Raw genomic sequence first — 22,385 nt, 5'->3', positions numbered from 1 at the left:
CTCAGCGGGCGCCGGCGGCGACGAGGCTGGCTTCGATGGCGGCATAGCCGCGCGAACGGGCGTGCTGCAGCGGCGTCGTCCCCTCGCCGTCGGCGAGGCTGGCGTCGGCGCCGGCCGCGAGCAGCAGCGCCACGATCTGCTGGTGCCGCTCGCCGCCATCGCCGAGGATGATGGCCTCGAGCAGCGCCGTCCAGCCGAGCCTGTTGACGTGGTCGACATCGACGCCCGCCGCGATCAGGGTGCGCACCGTCTCGACATGGCCGCGCTCGGCGGCCGGGATCAGCGCGGTGCCGCCGAAGCGGTTGGTGCTGCCGAGGTCGGCGCCATGCGCCAGCGTCAGCCGCAGGATCTCGAGATGGCCGCGCGCCCCGGCATAGAGGTAGGGGCTGTCGCTGATGTCGTCCTTGGCGTTGACGTCGGCGCCAGCGGCGATCAGCGCGCGGGCCGCCTCGAGGCGGTTGGCGTGGGTGGCGACCAGCAGCGCGGTGGCGCCGCCGGCGTCGCGCGCATCGACCGGCGCGCCGGCGGCGAGCAGCGTTTCGATGCGGGCTACGTCGTTGGCGGCGGCGGCGGCGTGCAGGGTGTCGCTCATGGTCTCTCCGAAGGCGGCAAGCGGCGCCGCCAGCAGCAGCGCGAGGGCAAGGGCAAGGGCAGTCGGGAGGCGCAGCATGGCGGTCATTCCGGCCGGACGATGCAGCCGGGATAGAGGCGCGGCGCGGATTTGACAACGCGGCCGAGCCGCCGCCCGGCCGCGGCCTTTGGTCCCTGCCCGCCCGCGCTCAGCCCGCCGCCGGCCCGGATGCGGGGTGCGGCCGGGCGGCCTGCCGCCGCATGCGCCGCGCCGTCTCGGCGAGGCAGGCGAGACCGAGCAGGCCGATGCCGGCGACCAGCCACAGGGCCGGCCGCGCCCCTATGGCCTCCATTGCGGAGGCGAGGATGAAGGGCGCGATCGAGGCCAGCACCTGGCGCACCGAGGCCATCACGCCAAGCCGGGCGCCGTAGGAGGCGGGGCCGAACAGCGCCAGCGGCAGCGAGCCCTGGACGATGCTCTTGAGGCCGGAGCCGAAGCCGAAGACGACGATGAACAGGATGCCCGCCGCGACGGCCGGCGCGCCGATGGCGAGCAGCGCCAGAGAGGCCGGGATGGCGGCGAGCGACACCAGCGCCGGCACGATCGGATGGCGGTTGCGGCCGGCGAAGAGGGTGCCGAAGCGGATGCAGAACTGCGCCGGGCCGAACAGCGCCGACACGAACAGCGCCGAGCCGCCAAGGCCGATGGCGGTGAGCAGCGGCACCATCTGGGCGAGGACGCCCGACAGCGCGAAGCCGGAGAGCGCAAAGCCGAGGGTCATGAGCCACATCAGCCAGCGGTCGGCGCGCGGCGGCGCCGGAGCGCGCGCGGCCTCGCCCGCTGCCGCCGGCGGCCGCGGACGGCGGGCGATCAGCGCGTGCAGCGGCGCGCAGAGCAAAAGGTTGGCGAGCGCGAAGACGAGGTAGATCGCCCGCCAGTCGAGCACGCTCGTGAGCCAGGCCGTCAGCGGCCAGAAGATGGTCGAGGCGAAGCCGGCGATCAGCGTGAGCTGGGTGATGCGCTGATGCGCCCCTGCCCCCGCGGCCTGCACCAGCGCGGTGAAGGCGGCGTCGTAGAGCACCAGCGTCGCCGCCACCTGCATGACGACCACGGCGGCGGCGAACACCAGGCCATTGGGCGCCAGCGACGCAACGATCAGCGCCAGCGCCGCGACGACGCTGCCCAGCGTCATCACCGCCCCGGCGCTGTGCCGGTCGATGCGGCGGCCGATTTCGGGCGCGGCGAGGCCGCCCAGCAGCAGCCCGAGCGAAAACGCGCCGAACAGCCACGGCTCGGGCCAGTGCAGCGAGGCGGCGGCCTTGCCGGCAAGAATGGCGTAGCTGTAGTACAGCGTTCCATAGCCGACGATCTGGGAGACGCCGAGCAGCCACACCACCAGGACCGGAGCAAGCGGCGGCCGCGAACCGAACGAAGCGATGATGACGACCCCCAGGTCAGGCGCGGCACGGCGGGCAGGAGGACAGCAGGCGGCCGCCTCGTGCCGCCGGGGCCGCCCGGCCGCCAAGCTGGACCAGCGCGCGGCCGCGGTCAACGCCGCGCGGCGTATGCCGGTCGCCCGGCGGGCTTGCCTCCGGGGCGGCGGCCATGGCTATCTCCGCCATCATGTCGTCCGACCCCCGCTTGCCGTTCGAAATCCACTGGTCGCGCGTTCCCGCCGAGGACGCCGCGGCGCTGGCGCCGGACGGACGGCTGCTGGCGATCTGGCCGGCGCCGGTCAACCACGATGCCTGTTTCGCGGCGGCCGGGTTCACGCTGTTCGGCGACACTGACGCGGCGTGGGACGAGGCCGCCGACGGCCTGCTGCAGCGCGTCATCGACGCCCTCGCCCAGTTCGGCGCGGCAACGCTGCTGAGCAAGCCGCTGACGGCCAGAACTTCGTGGTACCGGCGGCTGTTCGCCGCGCCGCGGGCGCTGCCGCTCGTGGAGCAGGCGCGGCTGCCGATGCATTGGGACTCCCTGCCGCCGTTCCATGCAAGGTTCGGCGATGATGGCGCAGCGCTGCGCACCGGCGACGGCCATGTTCTGCTCTGGGTGCAACTGCCCCCATCCGCCCCCGACGCCGCCGCGTTCGTCCGCAGCGTATCGGCACTCTGGCCGCTGGCCGAAACCACCTTGCGATGGCAGGCACTGCTCCCCGGCTCTCCCGAATAGCGGATCAGCAGCGGCAGCGGCCGCCAACGCGGGGGATGCCGGCCCTTTGCGTCCGTTACCTTCCAGTCTCGCCGCTCGGTCCGGTGTTGCGCTTTCGATCGACTCAAGGTTCGCCGATCACCTTGATGCCGTTCTCGCTGGGAAGATGAGGTCGCGCAGAAAGGCAGACCAAAGGGCTCGGCTTCGCTCGGACACGCGGTAGCCGGCCTCCGTCGATGACACTCTTGGCTCTCCGCGACACATCATGGAGGTCAGATGCGGTTCGCCCCGCATGGCCCTGCATCGCGTCGGTCACCCGAGACATCCCATGGTGCGGCCGACCCACCTCCTCCCGGGCAGTCAAACGCCCCGGGTCGGCCGCATTCGGCCATTTAGGCGGGCACCACCACGGATTCATCATTCGGCATTTACACCAGATGTCATATCGTTATAACGTCATATCGTAAGAACGTTGTGATTGTTCAGTTGGAGCGTTGGGACAATGGTTTTGCCCACACGGACGTCAGCAGCCTTCGGTGTGCGGACGCGTTGGCGGCGCTGGTTCGGTAGAACCAGCACGGGCCGCTAGGCAGCAGACGTGGCCGACCTCGTCAGGCCCGATCGCCGCCGCCCGGAGCCGCTTTGGAGGCAGACCGAGCAATCGTTGCGGGCATCGATTGAGAGCGGCGAGTGGCCGGTAGGCACCCAAGTCCCCAACGAAGACCGCCTGAGCGCCGTGCTCGGCATTTCGCGCATTACGGTGCGCCATGCCCTGCGCAAGCTTGAGGAAGCAGGTCTGGTTCGTCGGGAACAGGGCCGCGGCACCTTCGTGCGTAGCGCCACGATGGTCGCCGGCGCCCGTGGCCTCACCAGTTTCACCGAGGAGATGGCAACCCTTGGGCTCGCCGTCGGGTCGCGTTTGCTCTCCGCCGATACATCCGCCGCCACAACGGAGGTCGCCGCCGCGCTCGAGATTGACGTCGGGAGCCCGGTGACCCGCATGCGCCGGCTGCGCCTGGGCAACGACGCGCCGATCGGCATCCAGACCGCCCATCTGCCCTCGCCCCGCTTTCCGGACCTGCTCGGCTGGGTTGCCGACGGCTCGCTCTACGAGACGCTGCGCGCGAGGTTTGGCCTCGTGCCGCGGGAAGCGCGCGAGGTCTATCGCGTGGGAATGATCGGCGCGGAGGACGCCGCGCTGCTCGGCCAACCCGCCGGCACCCCGGCCTTCGCCGTCGAGCGCGTGACGCTCGATGACAAGGGACCATTCGAATTCACCGTCTCGACCATGCGAGCGGATCGCTACGAGATCCGCTCGGTGCTCTACAGCTAGATCCCCGATGGCCAACGATCACTGCCATTTCCCGATACCGACCGCTGGGGACTTACCTCAGGCTTCGCGAGGCACGTAAGGCCGAAGCACACAACTGAAGTGGAGAGAGAAATGACGACGAGGAGAACGTTCATCCAGGGCGCCGGCGCTTCCGCGCTGGCGATCGCGGCCGGCACCGCGCTCACGCGCCCGGCCTATGCTGCCGATACGGTCACGCTGTGGAGCTGGCGGACCGACGACCAGGCGGCGATGCGCAAGATGTTCGATGTGTTCGAGGCCAAGACGCCGGACGTGAAGGTCGATCTGCAGTTCACCGCGGACGCCGACTACCAGAACCGTCTGTCCACCGCTCTGCGCGGCGGCAAGGGGCCGGACATCGCCCAACTCAAGGCCTATGGCGAGTTGCAGCCATTGGTCGAAGCTGGTTACCTCGATCCACTCAACGATACGGTCAAAGAGATCGCGACGATGCCGCAAGCGGCATCGGGCGGCGCCCTGGCCAAGTCGGACGGGAAGTTCTATGGCGTCCCCTATTCCATTCCGATTCTGTGCGTCTTCTACAACACCGAGCTGTTCGACAAGGTCGGCGCCAAGGTGCCGACCACCTATGCCGAACTCATCGACACCTGCAAAAAGCTCAAGGGCGCCGGCATCATTCCCATCGCCACCGGCGGCGCCAATGGTTCCGGCTGGGAGCTCGAACTCGGCGTTGGCGTGTTGGGCCCGTCGGTGTATGGCGCCGGCTTCTACGACGAGATGATGTCGGGCAAGGCCAAGTTCACCGACCCGCGCTTCGTTGCGGCGCTGCAGCGCTTCCAGGACATGCTGCCCTACTACGAGGACGGTTTTGCCGGTGTCGACTACACGGCAGCAACGCAGCTCTTCGTCAACGGCAAGGCGGCGATGTTCCTCGGCGGCTCGTTCGAGAACGGCAGCTTCCGGGCGCAGAACGCCGATCTAAAGTTCTCGGTATTTCCGTTCCCAGGCGACACGGCGACGGACAAGCCCGTCGTCTCTGCTTTCTGTGACGGCTCCTATGGCCTGGTTCAGACCAGCCAGAAAAAGGATGCTGCGCTCAAGGTGCTCAACTGGATGGCGTCGCTGGAGTTTGCGCAGCTGTTTGCCGATTCCGTCGGCTGGCCGGCCGCCCGCCCCGAGATCAAGTCGACCGATCCCGTGCTGTCGGCAATGATCGCCATGCAGCAGAACTCGACGCCCTACCTGACGCTGGTCGGCTACCGCTGGCAGCAGCCGACGGCCTCGTCAATCATCCAGTCCGAGATCATCGACATGGTGACAGGCAAGATGACGGCGCAGAAACTCGCCGAGGACATTGATGCGGGTGTCAGCACCTGGTTCAAGCCTGAAGGCGCATGAGGATGGCGGGCCGCGGCCAGGCGCTGCGGCCCGCCTTCCACCGGCGCGGGACCGCGACCGGGGGCAACAGGAGGGGCAGGAGATGGCTGGAGGACAGGGCGCACAGCGCCGCAGGATGCACCTGATGGCAATCGGCTTCATCCTGCCTGCCCTTGCCATCTATGGCGTATTCGTTCTCTACCCACTGGCGATTTCGCTATGGGGCAGCTTCTTTCACTGGCGGGCGCTGCGCCATCTGGAGTTCATCGGCTTCGGCAATTTCTCGCGGCTGTTCGTGTTTCCGAACGCGCCGCGCTTCTATGGTGCCTTCTGGCACAACGTCGCCTGGTTCTTCGGGATCATGCTGTTCCAGAACGTCGTTGGGTTGCTGTTTGCCTACCTTCTGTTCTGGCGCCGTAAATTCGGCATGTTCCTGCAGTCGGTCTATTTCTTCCCCGCGGTATTGAGCCCCGTCATCGTCGGGGTGCTCTGGCGGCTGCTGCTGGCCCCCAACGGCCTGGTGGAATGGATGCTCAATTCCGCCGGCCTGCATGAGGGGCGGCTGACCGTCTTGTCGGATTCCACCTTTGCCCTGTGGGTGCTGATGGCGATCGATGCCTGGAACTGGATGGGATTGCCGGTGCTGGTGTTCGCCGCCGCCTTCCGCCAGATCTCGACCGAGGTGTTCGAGGCGGCGCGCATCGATGGCGCCAACACCGCACGCATCCTGTGGTCCATCGCGCTGCCGCTGATGGTGCCCTCGATCAGCGCCGTGACCACCCTGACCTTCATCAACAGCTTCAACCAGTTCGACATCGTCTATGTCATGGAGGGCGTGCAGGGCGATCCGAACTACGCCACCGATACGCTGGTGACCTATTTCTACCGGCTCGCCTTCGGGTCGGTCGGCGGCACCGGCATCACCGACATCGGCCTGGCGCTGGCGCTGGGCACGACGCTTTTCGTCATCGTCACGGCGGGAACGCTGTTCCTGCTGCGCATGTTCGACCGCGCCACGGTGCAGCCATGAAGCTCGCCGCCTTTCTCAAGACGCTGCCGGGCTGGGTCGTGCTGCTGCTGTGGGCGATCGCCGTCGGGCTGCCGCTCTATGCCCTGGTGGTGTCGTGCTTCAAGTCGACGGCCGAAATCTACGCCGATCCGCTCGGGCTGCCCGCACGCTGGGGGCCGGACAACTTCATCACCGCCTGGACCGCGCTCAATCTAGGGCGCGGCCTGATCAACAGTCTCGTCGTCACCGTGTGCGCCGTGGTCGCAACTGTCCTGGTGTCGGCCATGGCAGCCTATCCGCTCAGCCGCTACGACTTGAAATGGGGGCCGTGGATGCTGCTGCTGTTCCTCGCCGGCATCATGCTGCCCATTCGCCTCGCCTCGGTCGAGCTGTTCAACCTGGTCAAGGCGTTCGGCCTCATCGACAGCCTGTTTGGCCTCATCCTCGTCTACATCGCCATCCGCATCCCGTTCGCCGTCTTCATCTTCGCCAATTTCATGCGCACCCTGCCACGCGAGTTGGAAGAGGCGGCACGGATCGACGGGGCCGGCGAGGTGCGAATCCTGTTCCAGGTCATCCTGCCCATGGTGTGGCCGGCAGCGGCGATCGTCGCGATCTTCACAGCGATTGCCGTCTGGAACGACTTCTTCTTTCCCCTCATCTTCATCTTCTCGGACGAGAACAAGACCATCCCACTGACCATCGCCAGCTTCATCGGGCAGTTCCGCACCGATTGGGGCAGCATCTTCGCCTCTCTTGCCATTTCGCTGGCGCCGGTGCTTGCCATGTATCTGCTCATGGCACGACAAATCCGCGAGGGCATCGGCACGACCGGAGCGGTCAAATGATCGAGCAACAGCTCTACGGCGCCAAATCCATCCTCGTCGTCGGCGCGCATGCCTTCGACGCCGAGGTCATTGCCGGCCCGCTGGCCTTCGTCGCCGCGAGCAAGGGGGTGACCGTCACGTTCCTGCATCTGACGATGGGCGAGCAGGGGCACCGGTGCCTCTCCACGCAACTCTACGCGGCCCAGAAGAAGCAGGAGGCCAGTCTGGCTGCCGAACGGCTCGGCATCGCCTGGCGCACGCTCGACCAACCTGACGCCTTCCTGCCCAGCGATGACGCGACGGCGCAGGCGGTGGCCAGGATCATTCGCGAAACGCGGCCCGAGATCGTGATCACTCATTGGCATGGCTCCTGGCACAAGGATCATCGCGCCGCGTCCGAAGTGGTCCGCAACGCGGTATTTTTCGCGTCGCTGCCCACGCTCGACCTGGGCCTCCCGGCCCACGGCCCGCAAATGCTGCTGTTCGGCGAGAACTGGGAAGACGACGAGAACTTCAATCCCGCCTTTCTGGTGGACGTGACGCCGGGATTCGAGCCGTGGCGGGACGCGGCGCTCAAATACGAGCTGGCGCGTGGACTGAGTTCGTTCCCCTACATCGACTACTACAGCGCGCTTTATCGCCTGCGCGGGTGCATGCGCGGCACCCAATACGCCCAGGCCTTCGCCACGATGCCGCATTCGTGGCTGGCGGGGTCGGGCCTGTTTTTGCCGCCTATTGGCTGACGATACGGGGCACGTCGTCACCGATGCCTTCGCGGAGCCCAGTGTTTACGGATCGTGACTTGAGACTCAGGGGTCCGGTTATTCTGCTTTCTTGACCCCGCCCCGGCCGAAACCATCCCAACCGTATTGCTGAATGCCATTAGCTGGAAATTCACCGTCTCCGTGGCGTTCTTCATCAGTGCCAGAAGGGTGATAATACAGGCTATCGGCTTTCCACCATCGCCGAGGAACCTGTCATTGCTGTATTCGAAATCCTTGGTGACGACATAAGTGTCGGCGCCCGATACTGACGACACATCCGAGCAGCAACATCAAAACGCAAATAGGACGCGCATGGTCCAGCGCCCTTCCGCCAGTCTCAAGGCAGCAGTCGAACATGAGGCCCGGTAGCGAACCAAGAAGGTACACCAGTTCGCATTGGTGCCGTCGGCATTGGTCACCATCACCTTGAACAGCGACCAATCGTCGTCGCCGGAATCCAGCTGATTGTTGTGGTTGGTGTCGAAGATGTCCCGCAGCGCCTGCATGTCCGATTTGGCGGTCGGGTCCCAGGCCGTGAAGTCGATCTCGTTCCGGCGCGAGATGATGCCATCATTGCCGTCGTCGCGCACCAGCACCCCGTCGCCCGCGCCCGCCCAGGCCGTCCGGTGCTGCTTGCCGTCGCCGGCCGTGTCCATGAACACGTTCGAGCTGCTCTGCTCCGTAAGCGAAATCCCGTTGCCGTCTAGATCGAGAACCACTGGATTGAGCATTCCCCATTGATTCAGCATGGGATTTGAACGCGCCGGCTCGCCGTTCATTGCTATCACAACGTCACCATTCTGATCCGTTCGATAGCCGTCCGTCTGCTGCGCCATGAGAGCGTCATGCGTTGAGCTGGCGCCCGATTGGCTGGGGCTGCTGCTGCCGCTGGACGTTGAACTGCCGCTCGATCCGGTTGAGCTGCCACCGCTCCCAACGGTCACCCACGTATTGGTGTCGGGATCATAGTGCGTCGTCCCATTGCCAGACGTGTGGCCGGTATCGAGATCGGTCACCGAGCCATTGTCGTTGACGATGAATCGATAGCCATCGCCGGTCGTGAACACGGTGCCAGCATTGACGACCTTTCCCGATGCCAGTTTGACCGGAGGGCCGTCCCCCGTAATCTGCGCATGGGCGAAGGCACCTTCTGATGCCATGTTGTACTGCTCAGACGGACTGATGTCGCGCCGTTCTTGAATACTGGCGGCCGCGGCAGAAATATATAGAGGTTGCCCAGCGGTTCGGGTGGTATACCCCACGTTATTTGTCATCGAGCCGTCGGGGTTCATTACCCACGTATAGCCATCTTTACCTTGTATGATCGTCCCAACAGGAATGTCCTTGCCACTCGCGGTGAAGTACGACGTATTGTGCACTCGCGCGCCGCCGGCCACGTAGGTGTGGAAGCCCCTCAACCTCGAAATTATAGGTCCGCCAGCCCTTTCGATATTCCGGGGCCAGCGCCGCACTTCCTTCGACCGGCAGCGCGTATCCTTCGGCTTCTTCAAAGAGTGACGCGGTGGCTTCGGAATATCGGACGTACTCCCCCTCAACCTTCGAAAGCTCGCCGTTCGCCGCCACGATCAAGCCGCCTGCTTTGAGAATGTTCTCGATCGTCCGAAATCCTCCATCCGAGGCCACAAAATGATGTCCTGGCGTAACGACCAGGCCATTGTTGAGTTGTATCAAGGTATCGGTAATTCCCCGAAACACGCTAACGACTCTTCCGCCGCCAAGGGCGCCAAGGATGGCCGTGCGTTCATCGAAGGCAGCCACAAGGTCGTTGGGCGCAATCTCTTCGATCGCCTTGCTCAGGCCGTTCGCTAACAAGACAGGTGTGCCAGCAACAAAGCAATGCGCATTGACGCTAAAGATGTCTTGTGAATTGGTTCCCCCGTCACCACCCATCAGTAGGTTATACTGAGATGGCATGTATGGCTGAGGATCATAGGTCCTGAGCGTCGCAGTTCCATTGAGACCAGGCGTGATAGTTGTGCTTGTTATCGTCGTGCCAAGCGGCGTGTTGTAATTAAACGCGTTGATGTGGATCACGCCATCCTCGTCAATGAAGGCGCGCCGATCATAGTTGCCTGTCTCGCTTCCTTGCGACGTGACAAGAGCTGATACAGAGACGTTAAGGAACGACGGTCCAATTTGACGTCCTACTCCATACGCCAATTGTCCGCGCTCCGAGCCGGCAACGACGCCGTTGACCTCGAACTCCAATCCACCGAGCGTTTCGAACGTACCGCCTTGTTTAATATTGCCGCTGTTGGAGATCTCAGTTTCTGCGCTTAGGCCACCAACGGTGTACTGCAGCGTCAAACCTTGATCGGTCGATACGCCCGTAAGCGTTGAATACTGCGCGGAGTAGTAGTTTACCCCCGCATTCCCCTGCACCTCGAACTGCAAACCAGTCTGATTGCCCCAATTGGGCACGAGCTGAAGCTTAGAAAGCCGACTCAGATACTCTTCGCGTGAGAGAATGGTGGTTTCCATTTTTGCACTGTCCTCTAATAGCTAGTGGCCCTGAGGCAACGAATAGGATGCCTGCACGCAATCCGCGACTGCATCAGGAGACTTAGAAAATTTCTTGCAGTGAGTGACACGAGCAATGAACTCCTCGTCAACCGAGCGGGTAAATGGGTTTGGTTCAATTGAAACGAACTGCTCCAGACTCCTGTACAAGCCGAGTGCGTTCAACACGGTATTATTAAGACAGACAGCCGGCTTTGGAAGCGTCGCGCCTGCTCTAGCGACGGCAAGAGCGACCGCTCCGCGCCCCTCGCCCATCTCGTCCAATGTTTGTAGGAAGCATGCATCATGCTTCTGCAAAAAGACCGACCACTCTACACCTGCCTGATCCCTTGGCACACCTAGGTCTACCAACATGCCACGCAATTCATCAGCGGTGGCGGGTGTGACGAAAAGGAAGTTTGGCTTCGCACCAGAGGGCGAGAGATCAATCCCAAAATTTCTCAAGTTGCGCTTAACGACCGTCAGTTCATCGCCAGTAATTCCCTTGAGCTGTGAAAAGCCAAAGACCGGAGCCGATCGCAAAAAAGGACCGACGCGAATATGAGCGACATTGTACGCTACAAACTCGGATAGTTGCCGCGCGTACTGTTGGTACTGATCTACCGCCTCGGGTGGCGCGGCCCCGTCGTCCGCCGCAAACGCACCGCTTGCGAGTCCAAACCAGAAAATGATGCAACTCAAAGTTCCTCGTGCAATGCCCAAAGCTCGGACTAGGCAGGTCTTGAGCCGTCTAGTTCCAAGGACTGTTCGAATCCAAACAAGACCCGGTGCCAATGCGGCCACTTTCACAATTGCCATAGATCGGCGACCAATGGTTTCATCGTCCATCGATTGGAACCTCCTTCCGATCCTGTGCGACTTCGGTCTGCTTTGTCGCTCGTCTATCGAAGAGAGACCGCATAGTTGCCGCCGGACGTCGCAAAACCTAGCCGATGCAACAGTCTGTCCGCTCGCTCCGGCGCGATTCCAGACGTCGAGTGAACATGCAGCTCCTCCGCCTTTTGCCCGCGCACCAATTACTCACCATCCAGATCATGCGAATGCCGATCTTGCCGCCAAGAAGAGTCTCTCGAATGCCGGCAGAGACATACATGACGTAGAGGTGACCAAGCGTCCACCCTCACTCAGGTAGTAGTCGCCGGTACCAGCGGTCAGAACGCCCATAGTCCGGCCGTGATGCTGCACATAGAGCGCCAGATTTTCCTCCAGCCGAAGAACCGAGTTGCTGCAGAAGCGCGAACTTCTCCCCAGAAAACGGCAGATGTGCATAGCGGCTCTCGGCATGAAACTCATGTGCGATGTCGCGGATTTCAGTGATCTCCGCGATCCGCGTCGCCCGAATAACCTTGAGCTCGCTCCCACCGAGCTAACCTTCGGCACGCGGCGCCTCCTCCGGCACGATCTCCGCAACGTCCGCCATCACTGCCCCCTCAGCCACAACTCTGAGCTATAGGCCGCAACAAGCCCCTCACCTTCCGGTACACCGAAAGGCGTCTTTCACGCATCGAGGTTCTGGGATTCGACCCGCCCGGAGCCGCAACGCAATTACTTAGTCTTCAAATCGATCACTACGCTGTCACGATGCCCTAGACCCGTCAATCACCGAATGATCAGAAAATCGGCTGCAAATTACTTCGACGATCCAGCTCGCATCTGCAACGCCGCTCTACCGTCAAATGACATTAGGGCTTTTACGTACTACTGTCCGCAAGAGGCAGCCGCACCGACTATAGCTGCTACCGTTGTGTGGTCTGTAAGTGCCCAAGTTTCAAAGCTCGCCCGTCGTCGCAGGACAACATCATAAAAGTCGTCAAGGCGAGCGGCGACCACATCGCGTCGATGGCATGTCACGGCGCTCTACGATCTCATCACGCGACTGGTGTTACCCTTTGTGGGCTTGCCGATCCGGCGAACCGGCCGCTGCCGGCTCACTTCGCACTGCCGGCGGCCTACAAAACACTAGCGATCCTGGACAGGTTTGGGCCCTTGCATCACACCGTCAGGGTCTTTCTCAGACTTAGTGAATGACGTTGGAACGCTGCTGAAACGCTTGGCGTTACGAGCAAGAGTATCCTATCAGTATTTGTACCAACTAGCCTGCGCCGACCGGCGACAAACGCAAGGGGATTTGTCTCCTCGGATGAAGCCCAAGAGTCTGGCATTCCGAATGCAAAAGCCTAAGGTCGCGTAGGCACGAGGCCGCCAGCGGCGGCTTTGCTACGAGCGAGAGGGACCTTGCTAAAGCTCTTCGGACCAGGGCGCGCTCCGGGCCCAGATAGTGGAATACCTCCAAGAATGGCCTTGGTGGCGGCGGCTCTATTGGATTTGGAGCCCGGTCGCGCATTGGATCGCGCTTCGGTTGCTCTGAGCCTTTGGGGCGAGGTCGGCGAGACGCGAGCTGCGGGAAATCTGCGAGAAACACTCCGCCGCACACGATTGTGGGAAGAGCGAGCCGGGCTCAAGCTCTTCCAGTCGGCGGAACACATGCTGACCCGGGATGGCGGAACCCTCACATCGGACGTGCTGCTGTTCCAATCTCTAGACGAACCTCAAACGGCGGCAGAGCTGCGCTGGCTGCTCGAGCTCTACGTCGGGGACCTCCTGGCCGATCTCGATCCGGTCCCAGAGTCCCTCGAATCATGGCTTTACTCGAAGCGTTTGACCCTGCGAGATCGGTTCGTGACCTTGGCCCTAGCCGGAGCCCGGAGCGTCGGTGGAGAGATCGGTGAGCGAGCCCTGCAGCGCGCCCAGGAGGAGGCCCCCTATGATGAGGCAATTCTACGCGAAAGGATGATCGCGTCTGCCTCCTCGAATAGCACACCTGGTCCCCGCACGCTGTTCAACAGATACGCGGCCCGACTTAAGCAGGATCTCAATGTCGACCCAGAACAGGCAACCAAGCAGCTCCTCGTTGAGCTCGAGCCACATGCCTATCCTGTGGCCTCCTTAGCATCGATGGAGCACCGCCACGGCGTTCCTGCCTCGGTCGTCAATATTCCAAAGCTTCTGATCCTACCCCACCCCAGCGCGGTCAGTTGCCTACCGCCGAAGCAGTCCTCGTTGAAGCGCTTGGTGGAAGTGAGGGTCTTCGTCGACAGATTTGACCTGTCGGAAGAGTCCAGCATCCTCGTTGTGCGGGTCGATGAAGGGTGGCGATGTCAGATCGAGGTCCGCATTGGAACGGTGCGCATCTCGTTGCAGTTGCTTGCGCGTTAGCTTCGCAAACTACCTCTGTCTGGCCAATCCAACTCGCCGAGGAGGGAGCGAAGTGGACATGCCAATGCTGGCGTGCGCCGGCCAGGCGTTGATCTTAGGGATCTTGTGCGTGGCGAAGTTGCTCGTCAACGGATGTACGTTCGTCCTTGCGGCACGGTCGCGCCAATCCGCATCAGATTCCGACTGCATTGGAACAGCTAGCAACAGATAGGCGGTTTCGCGGATCGCATGTTCGTGCAGACTCAAATACTGGCGACCAGTCCACCATCGACGCGGATCACGGTGCCGGTGACATAGGAGGCAAGCTGGCTGGCGAGAAACGTGACGACGGCCGCATATTCGTCGGGATCGCCGTAGCGCGCCATGGGAATGGCCGACGTGCTGGCGGCCATGATCTCGGCGACGGCTTTGCCTTCGCGCCTGGCCTTTTCTTCGTCGAGGAAGCGAATGCGGCCGGTGGAGATGCGGCCGGGAACCACGATGTTGGCCGTAACGCCCTCGGCGGCGATCTCGCGCGCCAGCGATTTCGACCACCCGACCAACGCAAGCCGCAGCGCGTTCGAAATTGCCAGGTTCGGGATCGGCGCGATCACCCCCGACGAGGTGCTGGTGATGATGCGGCCCCATTTACGCTGCCGCATCGCCGGCAATACGCGGTCGGCAACAGCGATAATGGAGAGCACCATCTCATCGAAATGCCGGCGCCACAGTCCCGGCTCTTGGTCGATCGCGGGCGTCGGCGGCGGGCCGCCGGTGATGTTGACCACAATATCGACGGAGCCGATCTCGCGCTCGATGCGCTCGATGTTGGCGTCTATCACGGACAAATCGCCGAGCCGCCACGGCAGCGCCATCAGCTTCGTGCCGGCTGTCCCGATGGCCGGCAGCACGGCTGCAAGAGCGGTTTCGTCGGCGTCCGCCAGCGCGATATTGGCTCCCTCTTCGGCCAGAGACAACGCGATGGCACGGCCAAGTCCACCGGCACCGGCGAGAACCAGCGCAGTCTTGCCTTCAATTCCGAGGTTCACGTCATGCTCCGATGATCTTGACGGCAACAGGCCGGGCCCGGCGCGTAGCCGGGCCCGACGGTTTCAATCGGTGCTGAGCCCAAAGGCTTCCGACGCCTTCTTCGTAATGGCGTCGGCCTGCGAGATGTACTCGGCGTAGTCGATCGGCACCCGCTTGATCTCGGACAAAGGCGGCACGCCGGCCGGCGGCGCGATGCTCGGCAGGGCGGCGTAGATGGCCGATTCATTGTTCGGAATGGCCTTCTGCCCGGCTTCGCTCATCAGCCATGAGACGAATAGCTTGGCGGCATTGGCATGCGGCGCATCCTTCACGATGGACACCATCATATCCATCATTGGCACCCCGTCCGAGGGCATGATCAGCGCGATCGGCGCTTCGCCGAGCAGCGACGACCAGCCGGTGTAGCCGATCGACGCCAGCGATAGCTGACCCGAGCCCACGGCCGAGGCAAGCGCGGCACTGGCGCCTTGCACAAACGGCTTGTTGGCGGCGAGCCTGGTGAAGTAGTCGTCGCCATAGAGCTTCCACATACCATAATAGTAGGCATAGGCGCCGCCGCCGATGCGCGGGTCGTAGGTCCCGATTTTGTCAGACCATTTGGGATCGAGCAGATCCTGCCAGGTCTTGGGCACATCGGCCTCGGCGACCGACTGCGTGTTGTAGCCGATGAGCAGCGGATTGAAGCCGACGATATGCCAGTTGCCCTTGGGATCGCTCAGGCTCGCGTCGTAGGCGCTGGCCTGCTCGGGGGTGTAGCTCACGGTATCGCCGGCATCGATAACGCGGCTCACCGTATCCCACCACGCGATATAGACGTCGGCGGTATGGACGCCCGCGGCCTCTTCCGACAGAAGCCGCTCGGCGATGCCGGACGAGCTGTCCTTGAGATATTGCATCTTCACGTCCGGATAGGCGGCCTTGAAATTTCCGACGAGGCCGTCAAGGAACTGCGTGGTCTGCGACGAATAGATGACGACGGTGCCGTCGGCCGCGCCTTTGCCGGCGAGATCGGACGACACGGGCGGCACCGTCTGCGCCTCGACCGCTCCGATCGTTCCAAACGTCAGGACCAACGCTGTAGCCCAGCCGGCGCTCCACCGCTTGAGCTGGACTGCTCCTCCACACATCAACATGGTTTTCCTCCTGCATTAGAGTGATTTGCATGCTTCTGCCTTGCGGCGATAACGGGATGGCCGCCGGTCGGCCGCCATCCCCGCTGTGACAACGGCTAGGCTTTCTCGACGATGTCGAACTCGTACGAAGCCAGCAGCTCATCGAAATAGGCATGCCGGCCGCGGTCCTCGTTGAGGATGAAATCCATCGTCTTTTCGGGAACCTTGCGCACCTCGTCGATTACCCGCTGCGCATATTCCTGCGGGATCACGATCACGCCTTCGCGGTCGCCCATGATGATGTCGCCGGGCTTGACGATGACGCCGCCGCAGCACACGGTGGTATTCAGCTCGCCGGGCCCCTGCTTGGGTCCCGTCGCCGGCGAAATGCCCTTGAGGAAGATCGGGAAGCCAAGCTCCTCGATCTGGTCGAGATCGCGATAGGCGCCATCGACGACGATGCCGGCCACGCCACGCGACTTGGCGACCATGATCATCTCGCCACCGCCCAGGCACCACTCCATGTGCCCGCGGGCATCGATGACGATCACGTCGCCCGGCTGGGCCATGTAGATGGCCTTCTTGACCATCAGATTGTCGCCCGGCTGCACCTTTACCGTGCAGGCCGTGCCGACCAGGGTAGGCATCGGCGAATAGCCCGGGCGGATCGTGTAGCTCATGGTGTACATCGGGCCGACCCGGCCGGCCACGTCGGGCAGGAAGAAGTCCTTGAAGACATCCACGATCTCCTGTTTCGGGCGGTCGAACGTCCTGACGATCTTCTTGCCGACAACGGGATAGAGACCCGGCCAGTCGGGCTTGGCCGGCATCGGGGTTGCGGGTTTGCTGTGCTCGTTCATGTTTTTCCTCATGCAAGTGACTGAAGGCTGCCCGGGCAGTTCCCCGTCCGGTCGTTAAGTCGATCGAGCCCGGAGTGGCTCTACAGCTTCTCGATTGGAGCGCTGTTCTCTAGCGCGTCAGGGCCGCCCGCCCGCCGTCGATCCTGAGGCAGGCGCCAGACACCAGTCTCGCCTCGTCCGAAACGAGATACAGAACCCCTGCCGCAATATCGTCCGGCTCGCCGATGACCCGCATCGGGATCTGACTGAGCCGCTTGCCCCGATAGCCCTCGTCCGCGAGTCGATCCTTGTTGATGTCGGTGGCGATCAGGCCGGGTGCGATCGAGTTGACGCGCACGCCGTAAGGCGCGAGCTCGAGAGCCATCAGCCGCGTCAGCATCTCCACGCCGGCCTTGGACACCTTGTAGGCGGTCATGCCCGGCGAAGCGGCAAAGGCGCCGCCGGAACTGATGTTGACAATGGCGCCGCCGCCGCCCTGCTGGAGCATCTGCCGGGCCACCTTCTGGCCGGCCAGAAAGCAGCCGGAGAGGTTGATGGCGAGCGTACGATCCCACTGCGTCTTGGTGACGTCGAAAAAGCCCGGCAAGCTCATCACCCCGGCATTGTTGACGAAGATATCGAGGCCACCAAGAGTGTCGATGGTGTGCCCGATCAGGCGATCGACGTCGGATTCCGAGCTGGTGTCCGCCTTGATGGCAGTCGCCTCGCCGTGCCGCATCGCAATACCGGCCACCACCGCCTCGGCTTCGTCCTTGTGCGCATTGTAGGTGACGACCACCCGGGCGCCCTCGCTTGCGAGCCGTTCGGCAATCGCCCGGCCGATCCCGCGGCTCGAGCCGTTCACCAGGGCTCGCTTGTTCGCCAGCCTGGGCAATCCGGCTGTCGGCTCGGGAGAATTCGTCGTCCGCTCAGGCATCGAGGATCACCACGTTCTGCGGATCGACGCTGACCCAGACTTTCTCGCCGGCGGCAATGCCGTCGAGCGCCGTGGCGCGCAGCGGCTGGCCGAAGAGATCGAGGTCGATCGCCGTCACCCCACCGCTGAAGGTCGAATGCCGGACCGTCGCCGGCCAGGCGTTCGGCAGGTCATCCGACTGACGGCGCACATTGATGCGATGCGGCCTGACCATGACCGTGACGTCGGCGCCGCGCCTCACGGGAAGGGGCGGCGCAACGATATTGAGGCCGTCCACGCCGGTCCGCACCACCATGCGGCTGTCGCCCTGTTCTGCAACCGTCCCGGCGAAGAAATTGGCTTCCCCCATGAACTCGGCGGCGAAGCGATTGCGCGGATGGTCGAACAGCTCCTGCGGGGGAGCGGCCTGCACCAGGTCACCCCTGTCGAGCAGCAGCACTTGGGTGGACATCACCAGCGCCTCCTCCTGGTCATGGGTGACATAGATCGTGGTCACGCCGAGGCGGCGCTGCATGTCGGTAAACTCCTCGAGCATCTGCTGGCGCAGCCGCGCATCGAGATTGCTGAGCGGCTCGTCGAGCAGCAGCAGGTCCGGTTCGTAGACCAGGCTGCGGGCGAGCGCGACGCGCTGCTGCTGGCCGCCGCTGAGCTGCGCCGGATAACGCTCGAGATATTGCTCGATACCAAGCCGTTCGGCGGTGCGGCGCACCCGCTCGCCGATCGACGCCTTCGCCTCACGGCGGCTGCGCAACCCGTAAGCGATATTGTCGAGCACCGTCATATGCGGCCATAGCGCGTATGACTGAAACACCATTCCTAGATCGCGGCGTTCCGGCGGCACGAAGACGCCGGGCCCATTGACCTGCCGGTCGCCGAACCACACCGCACCAGTATCCGGCCGCGCCAGCCCGGCGAGACACCGCAGCGTCGTCGTCTTGCCGCAACCGGAGGGACCAAGCAGGGTCAGGAACGAACCGGGCGGCGCCTTGAACGACAGGCTCTTGAGCCCGAAGCTTCCCGCATACATGCGGCTGAGCTGTTCGACACGAACTTCAAGCGACATTGATCTGGCCTCCCGCAGCCGGCCGGATGAACCGCGACAGAACCACCCAGCCGATCGCCATCATGAGCAACTGGATGATCGCGAGCGCCGCGCCCTGCGTGTACCAGCCATCAGTGAACAGGTTGAACAGCAGGACTGGCAACGAATTGGTCCCCAGCGTGATGAGCAGCACCACTGTCGATATCTCGCGGATGAACACCACGTAGAGCAGAAGCCAGGCCGAGATCAGCGCCGGTGCCGCGAGTGGCATCAGAATGAACAGGAAGGTCCGCAGCGGACTCGCGCCCGAGACGCGCGACGCCTCCTCCAGCTCGGGGCTTAGCTGCAGCAGCGCGGCATGGATGGGGCGGCCGGCATAGGGCAGGAAGCGCGTGACGAGTGCAAGCAGCAGGATCCACACCGTGCCGTAGATCGGGTTGGGCATGAATAGATATGTCCACAACAGCGCGAGCCCGATCACGAGGCCGGGACTGGCGTGCGGGATGATTGCGATGCCGTCGATGATCCGCGACAGGAACGACGGCCGGCGCAGGTTGAGATAGGCGATGACGAAGCCGAAGAACACCGTGACCGTGGGGCCGACGATCGCCAGCAGCAGCGTGTTCTGCAACGCCGGCTCGAAGTTGGGTAGCTTGAACACGCTGATGTAGTTCTTGAGGGTCGGCGTGAAGCCGAAGATCGGCTGGCCCCAATAGCTCTGGAACGAGGCGATCGCGACGACGCCGATCGGCAGAACTACGGCGAGAACGACATAGAGCCAGGCCAGCGCGACGCCGAGCGCCACCGGCCAGCCGCGGGCGGCCGCCGGCAGCGCCACGCCCTTGCCGCTGACCGTCACGAAGCGTTGCTGGACGCGCGTGGCCCGGTAGTAGCCATACATGCCGATCACGGCGACAATCATCAGCAGCATGGCCGAGGCCGAGGCCGGTCCGTAGGCGGGCGGCGAGCTCTGCAGATCCAGGGCGATGCGCGTCGCCAGCAGGTCGATGCCGACAGGCGTGCCGAGCACCGCCGGCACCGCATAGGACTCGACAGAATGGATGAAGCACAGCAGCGCCGACGACACGAAGCTCGGCATCAGCAGCGGCACCACGATCGTGCGGAACACCCGCATCGGCCGCGCTCCGGCCACACGGGCGCTTTCCTCGATGCTCGCGTCGAGGGCGGTCATGGTGCCGCTCATCATCAGGAAGGCGATCGGCATGTCGTAGAGACCGTGCACCCAGGCCATGCCGCCGAGGCTGTAGATGTTGATTTGCGGACCGCCCGGCCAGATTGCCTGCAGCGCGTGATTGAGCAGGCCGAAGCGCGGCGCGGCGAGATAGGCCCAGGCGATCGCGCCGAGAAACGACGAGATGAAGAAGGGCAGGCCGGCGGCGATCCGGATGAAGCGCAGGCCCGGAAGCCGGATGCGCGTCGTCATCCAGGCGAGCGCCGTGCCGCCTACCATGCTGATCAGCGTCGAGGCGATGCCGACGACAAGGGTATTGAAGATGGCCGTGCGGTACGACGGACTGGTGAATATCCGGACATAATTGTCGAGGCTGAGCGGCGACGCCACATAGGGAGGGCCGGAGCGGAAGCTGCCATAGACGATCATCCCCAGCGGCACGACGACCAGCCAGCCGACCGCGATCAGCACGATGACTTCGGGAAGCCAGCGCAGGCCAACGGCGGATTTTGCCGTCGATGATTGCGCGTCCGCCGGTGCAAACTCGGCCACGGTCACGTCACGGCCTTCGTTGGCCAGCGGCGCCATGTCTGTCTGTGTCTCACTCCGCCACTCCCACTGGCCCGATGGCACCGCAATCTGCGGAAATGCCGGCCGCCATCCCGTTTTCCCGAGCGCGACAGCCTAGCCGTGTCATTCCGGTCGTCCGGTGCCGACGCCGGGCAACGGCGCCCTGACGCGTGGTCATCATCATCAGTCGGTCGGGGGCCGAAGGCCACTAGAGAGTTTTGATATCGTCCATAGGATCGCGTTATGGTCGCGCCGGTTGCCGGTACCGGCTGGCGCGGGAGGCGCTAGATACAGACAATGACACTGGATTTGAGGCGGCTTCGGTATTTTCGCATGATCGCGGCGCAAGGCTCGCTGTCGGGCGCCGCCCGCGTGCTCAACATCGCTCAGCCGGCGCTGACGCACCACACGGCCGAGCTCGAGCAATCGCTCGGCGTCACTCTGTTCGAGCGGTCCTCACGCGGAGTTGAGCTGACTGACGAAGGCCGTCTCCTGCTCAAGCACGCTGACATCATCCTCGATCAGGTCGCGACCGCCGAGGCGGAATTTCATCGGCTGGCCGCCCGCGCCCGCTATCCCGCGGTGATCAGCCTCGCGATCACTCCGTCGCTGACCGCGATCGCCGCCGCATTGATCAAGAAGATCAGCGAGCGCATGCCCGACCTAACATTGCGCATCGCCGGCATGAACGACCGTACGGCCGAAGCCATGCTGGAAGAAGGCCAGCTCGACGCGGTGCTGCGTTTTTCCGATTGGAAGAGGGGCGGCACCCCCCTCGTGTGGGACTCACTGGTGCTCGTCACCAGGCCATCCGCGACGCCGGTATCGACCGTGGCCTTCCGGAACCTGCAGCTCGAAAAGCTGCTGCTGCCCTTCGTCGGCAATCCGCTGCGGCGGCTGATGGACGATACCGCGCTCGAGGTCGGCGTATCACTCAACATCGTCGCCGAGATCGATGGATCTGCGCCCCGCAAGGAAGCCGTGCTGGCGGGATTGGGGAGCACCGTCGCCACCTGGCAAAGCGTCGCCCGCGAATGCACCGCCGGCTGGTTGAGCGCCGCGACGATCATCGATCCGCCACTGCGCCGATTGTTCGTCCTGCATCACCGCGACGGACTCAACCCCGACGTTCTCGAAGTCCTACGCCAAGAGATCGAAGTCCTGCTCAGCGGCCCCAATGCCGAGCCCGCATGAGGCTGATCCATTGACTGCCCTGTCACGTTTGCCCACGACCCCGCCAACCTAAACCTGCCATTCAAGGTGAGCCCTGTGTCTAGCCAGCCGAATGTTCCCCACCATCAGGGCATCGGATGCCGATCGCAGCTGCACGCAGAGGTGTCGCCCGAAGCTGGCTCTCATCACCATCGACGTTCGAGCGCTCCACCCTCAACATGATCGCAGTGGTGGTGCCTAGTTCTTGTCTGAGCTCGTCCTCCATGTGCATGAGGGTGTCATGATTTTGGGCCGACACCAGAATGCGAGCATCAGGTGTCTCTTCGAAGATGCTCTTCACCAACTTGGAGATCAGATAGGTTTTGCCCACTCCAGGGGGCCGACCACTACATTGATGGACTTGCCGACCGAAATTGCGTTCCGAGCCTTTCGCTTGGAGCCATTCATCTCCGCCGGCGGCGGGCCGGGCTCCCGGGAACGCCGCCTGCGCCGTTGCTACAAACAGGTGATGGAAATTGCCCGGGGCAACGATATGGGCGACCGGACCCAGCGCCGAAATCTCCTCAGCGATGGCCGCCGTGATCTGGCAGGGCGAATGCAGCAGGAGCTCACCGGAGGCAAGACGGATCACCGTCATGCGGGCCCCGAACCTCGTCCCCGCCAATCGAACGGGATAGGGGCACAGCCATATCTGGCCCGCGATATAGGGAGTGAGAAACATCC

The 22,385-nt window shown here is 63.5% G+C and carries 20 protein-coding genes; 8 read left to right on the top strand and 12 right to left on the bottom strand.

Annotated features, from left to right (window positions below):
- Position 1: 1 nt before the first annotated feature.
- Positions 2-592 carry an ankyrin repeat domain-containing protein gene (locus BGO82_RS18810; protein WP_291307575.1) on the bottom strand — a complete coding sequence of 197 codons (591 nt, stop codon included), beginning with the start codon at positions 590-592 and terminating at the stop codon, positions 2-4.
- Between the two features lie 187 nt (positions 593-779).
- A complete protein-coding gene (gene arsK / locus BGO82_RS18805; protein ID WP_291307161.1) occupies positions 780-1,964 on the bottom strand; it encodes an arsenite efflux MFS transporter ArsK in 1,185 nt (394 codons plus the stop codon).
- 212 nt (positions 1,965-2,176) lie between these two features.
- Here arsK and BGO82_RS18800 point away from each other — a divergent pair, with 212 nt between their 5' ends.
- The 6 genes from BGO82_RS18800 (at position 2,177) to BGO82_RS18775 (ending at position 7,990) form a co-directional block, all read left to right on the top strand.
- The gene (locus tag BGO82_RS18800; protein WP_291307160.1) at positions 2,177-2,743 is read left to right on the top strand and encodes a hypothetical protein; all 567 of its coding nucleotides are present in this window, start codon (positions 2,177-2,179) and stop codon (positions 2,741-2,743) included.
- A gap of 577 nt (positions 2,744-3,320) precedes the next feature.
- Positions 3,321-4,055, top strand: a complete 735-nt coding sequence (locus BGO82_RS18795) for a GntR family transcriptional regulator (RefSeq protein WP_291307159.1) — start codon at positions 3,321-3,323, stop codon at positions 4,053-4,055.
- A 111-nt stretch (positions 4,056-4,166) separates the two neighbouring features.
- Complete coding sequence (locus tag BGO82_RS18790) at positions 4,167-5,432, top strand: extracellular solute-binding protein (RefSeq protein ID WP_291307158.1); 1,266 nt, start codon at positions 4,167-4,169, stop codon at positions 5,430-5,432.
- A gap of 124 nt (positions 5,433-5,556) precedes the next feature.
- The gene (locus BGO82_RS18785) at positions 5,557-6,441 is read left to right on the top strand and encodes a sugar ABC transporter permease (protein WP_291307157.1); all 885 of its coding nucleotides are present in this window, start codon (positions 5,557-5,559) and stop codon (positions 6,439-6,441) included.
- Positions 6,438-7,268 carry a carbohydrate ABC transporter permease gene (locus tag BGO82_RS18780; protein ID WP_291307156.1) on the top strand — a complete coding sequence of 277 codons (831 nt, stop codon included), beginning with the start codon at positions 6,438-6,440 and terminating at the stop codon, positions 7,266-7,268. The genes BGO82_RS18785 and BGO82_RS18780 overlap by 4 nt, the downstream gene beginning before the upstream one ends.
- Positions 7,265-7,990, top strand: a complete 726-nt coding sequence (locus tag BGO82_RS18775) for a PIG-L deacetylase family protein (protein ID WP_291307155.1) — start codon at positions 7,265-7,267, stop codon at positions 7,988-7,990. Before BGO82_RS18780 ends, BGO82_RS18775 begins: the two co-directional genes overlap by 4 nt.
- A 311-nt stretch (positions 7,991-8,301) precedes the next feature.
- On the opposite strand, the gene BGO82_RS18770 is transcribed toward BGO82_RS18775, so the two are convergent.
- The 3 genes from BGO82_RS18770 to BGO82_RS18760 are packed head-to-tail and all read right to left on the bottom strand — an operon-like array spanning position 8,302 to position 11,380.
- Positions 8,302-9,390, bottom strand: coding sequence for a hypothetical protein (locus tag BGO82_RS18770; RefSeq protein ID WP_291307154.1), 1,089 nt, complete (start codon positions 9,388-9,390; stop codon positions 8,302-8,304).
- A complete protein-coding gene (locus BGO82_RS18765; RefSeq protein ID WP_291307153.1) occupies positions 9,323-10,513 on the bottom strand; it encodes a Hint domain-containing protein in 1,191 nt (396 codons plus the stop codon). The genes BGO82_RS18770 and BGO82_RS18765 overlap by 68 nt, the downstream gene beginning before the upstream one ends.
- A gap of 21 nt (positions 10,514-10,534) precedes the next feature.
- The gene (locus tag BGO82_RS18760) at positions 10,535-11,380 is read right to left on the bottom strand and encodes a hypothetical protein (protein WP_291307152.1); all 846 of its coding nucleotides are present in this window, start codon (positions 11,378-11,380) and stop codon (positions 10,535-10,537) included.
- 1,467 nt (positions 11,381-12,847) lie between these two features.
- On the opposite strand from BGO82_RS18760, the gene BGO82_RS18755 reads away from it, so the two are divergent.
- Positions 12,848-13,768: a bacterial transcriptional activator domain-containing protein gene (locus BGO82_RS18755; protein ID WP_291307151.1), complete on the top strand. Its 921-nt coding sequence runs from the start codon at positions 12,848-12,850 to the stop codon at positions 13,766-13,768.
- A 242-nt stretch (positions 13,769-14,010) separates the two neighbouring features.
- Here the strand turns inward: BGO82_RS18755 and BGO82_RS18750 are convergent, their stop codons facing one another.
- The 6 genes from BGO82_RS18750 to BGO82_RS18725 all read right to left on the bottom strand — a co-directional run bounded on the left by BGO82_RS18750 (position 14,011) and on the right by BGO82_RS18725 (position 20,507).
- Complete coding sequence (locus BGO82_RS18750; protein WP_291307150.1) at positions 14,011-14,796, bottom strand: SDR family oxidoreductase; 786 nt, start codon at positions 14,794-14,796, stop codon at positions 14,011-14,013.
- 63 nt (positions 14,797-14,859) lie between these two features.
- A complete protein-coding gene (locus BGO82_RS18745) occupies positions 14,860-15,870 on the bottom strand; it encodes an extracellular solute-binding protein (RefSeq protein WP_291307149.1) in 1,011 nt (336 codons plus the stop codon).
- 155 nt (positions 15,871-16,025) lie between these two features.
- Positions 16,026-16,769, bottom strand: coding sequence for an RraA family protein (locus BGO82_RS18740; RefSeq protein WP_291307148.1), 744 nt, complete (start codon positions 16,767-16,769; stop codon positions 16,026-16,028).
- Between the two features lie 109 nt (positions 16,770-16,878).
- Positions 16,879-17,685 carry a glucose 1-dehydrogenase gene (locus BGO82_RS18735; RefSeq protein ID WP_291307147.1) on the bottom strand — a complete coding sequence of 269 codons (807 nt, stop codon included), beginning with the start codon at positions 17,683-17,685 and terminating at the stop codon, positions 16,879-16,881.
- Positions 17,678-18,748 (bottom strand): ABC transporter ATP-binding protein, encoded by a 1,071-nt coding sequence (locus BGO82_RS18730; RefSeq protein WP_291307146.1) that lies wholly within the window; start codon positions 18,746-18,748, stop codon positions 17,678-17,680. Before BGO82_RS18730 ends, BGO82_RS18735 begins: the two co-directional genes overlap by 8 nt.
- Positions 18,738-20,507 (bottom strand): iron ABC transporter permease, encoded by a 1,770-nt coding sequence (locus BGO82_RS18725; protein ID WP_291307145.1) that lies wholly within the window; start codon positions 20,505-20,507, stop codon positions 18,738-18,740. The genes BGO82_RS18730 and BGO82_RS18725 overlap by 11 nt, the downstream gene beginning before the upstream one ends.
- A 279-nt stretch (positions 20,508-20,786) precedes the next feature.
- Between BGO82_RS18725 and BGO82_RS18720 the strand changes: the two genes are divergently transcribed.
- On the top strand, positions 20,787-21,683 hold the full coding sequence (locus tag BGO82_RS18720; protein WP_291307144.1) for a LysR family transcriptional regulator: 897 nt from the start codon (positions 20,787-20,789) through the stop codon (positions 21,681-21,683).
- A 79-nt stretch (positions 21,684-21,762) separates the two neighbouring features.
- Here BGO82_RS18720 and BGO82_RS18715 read toward each other — a convergent pair whose 3' ends face one another.
- The gene (locus BGO82_RS18715) at positions 21,763-22,383 is read right to left on the bottom strand and encodes a DUF4336 domain-containing protein (RefSeq protein WP_291307143.1); all 621 of its coding nucleotides are present in this window, start codon (positions 22,381-22,383) and stop codon (positions 21,763-21,765) included.
- Between the last annotated feature and the right edge of the window lie 2 nt (positions 22,384-22,385).

Origin of the sequence: Devosia sp. 67-54 (assembly GCF_001899075.1) — a bacterium.
In the GTDB taxonomy this organism is placed as follows: Bacteria; Pseudomonadota; Alphaproteobacteria; order Rhizobiales; family Devosiaceae; genus Devosia_A.
The sequence above is the reverse complement of the archived record's forward strand: the minus strand, read 5'-3'. Positions and strand labels throughout refer to the sequence as shown.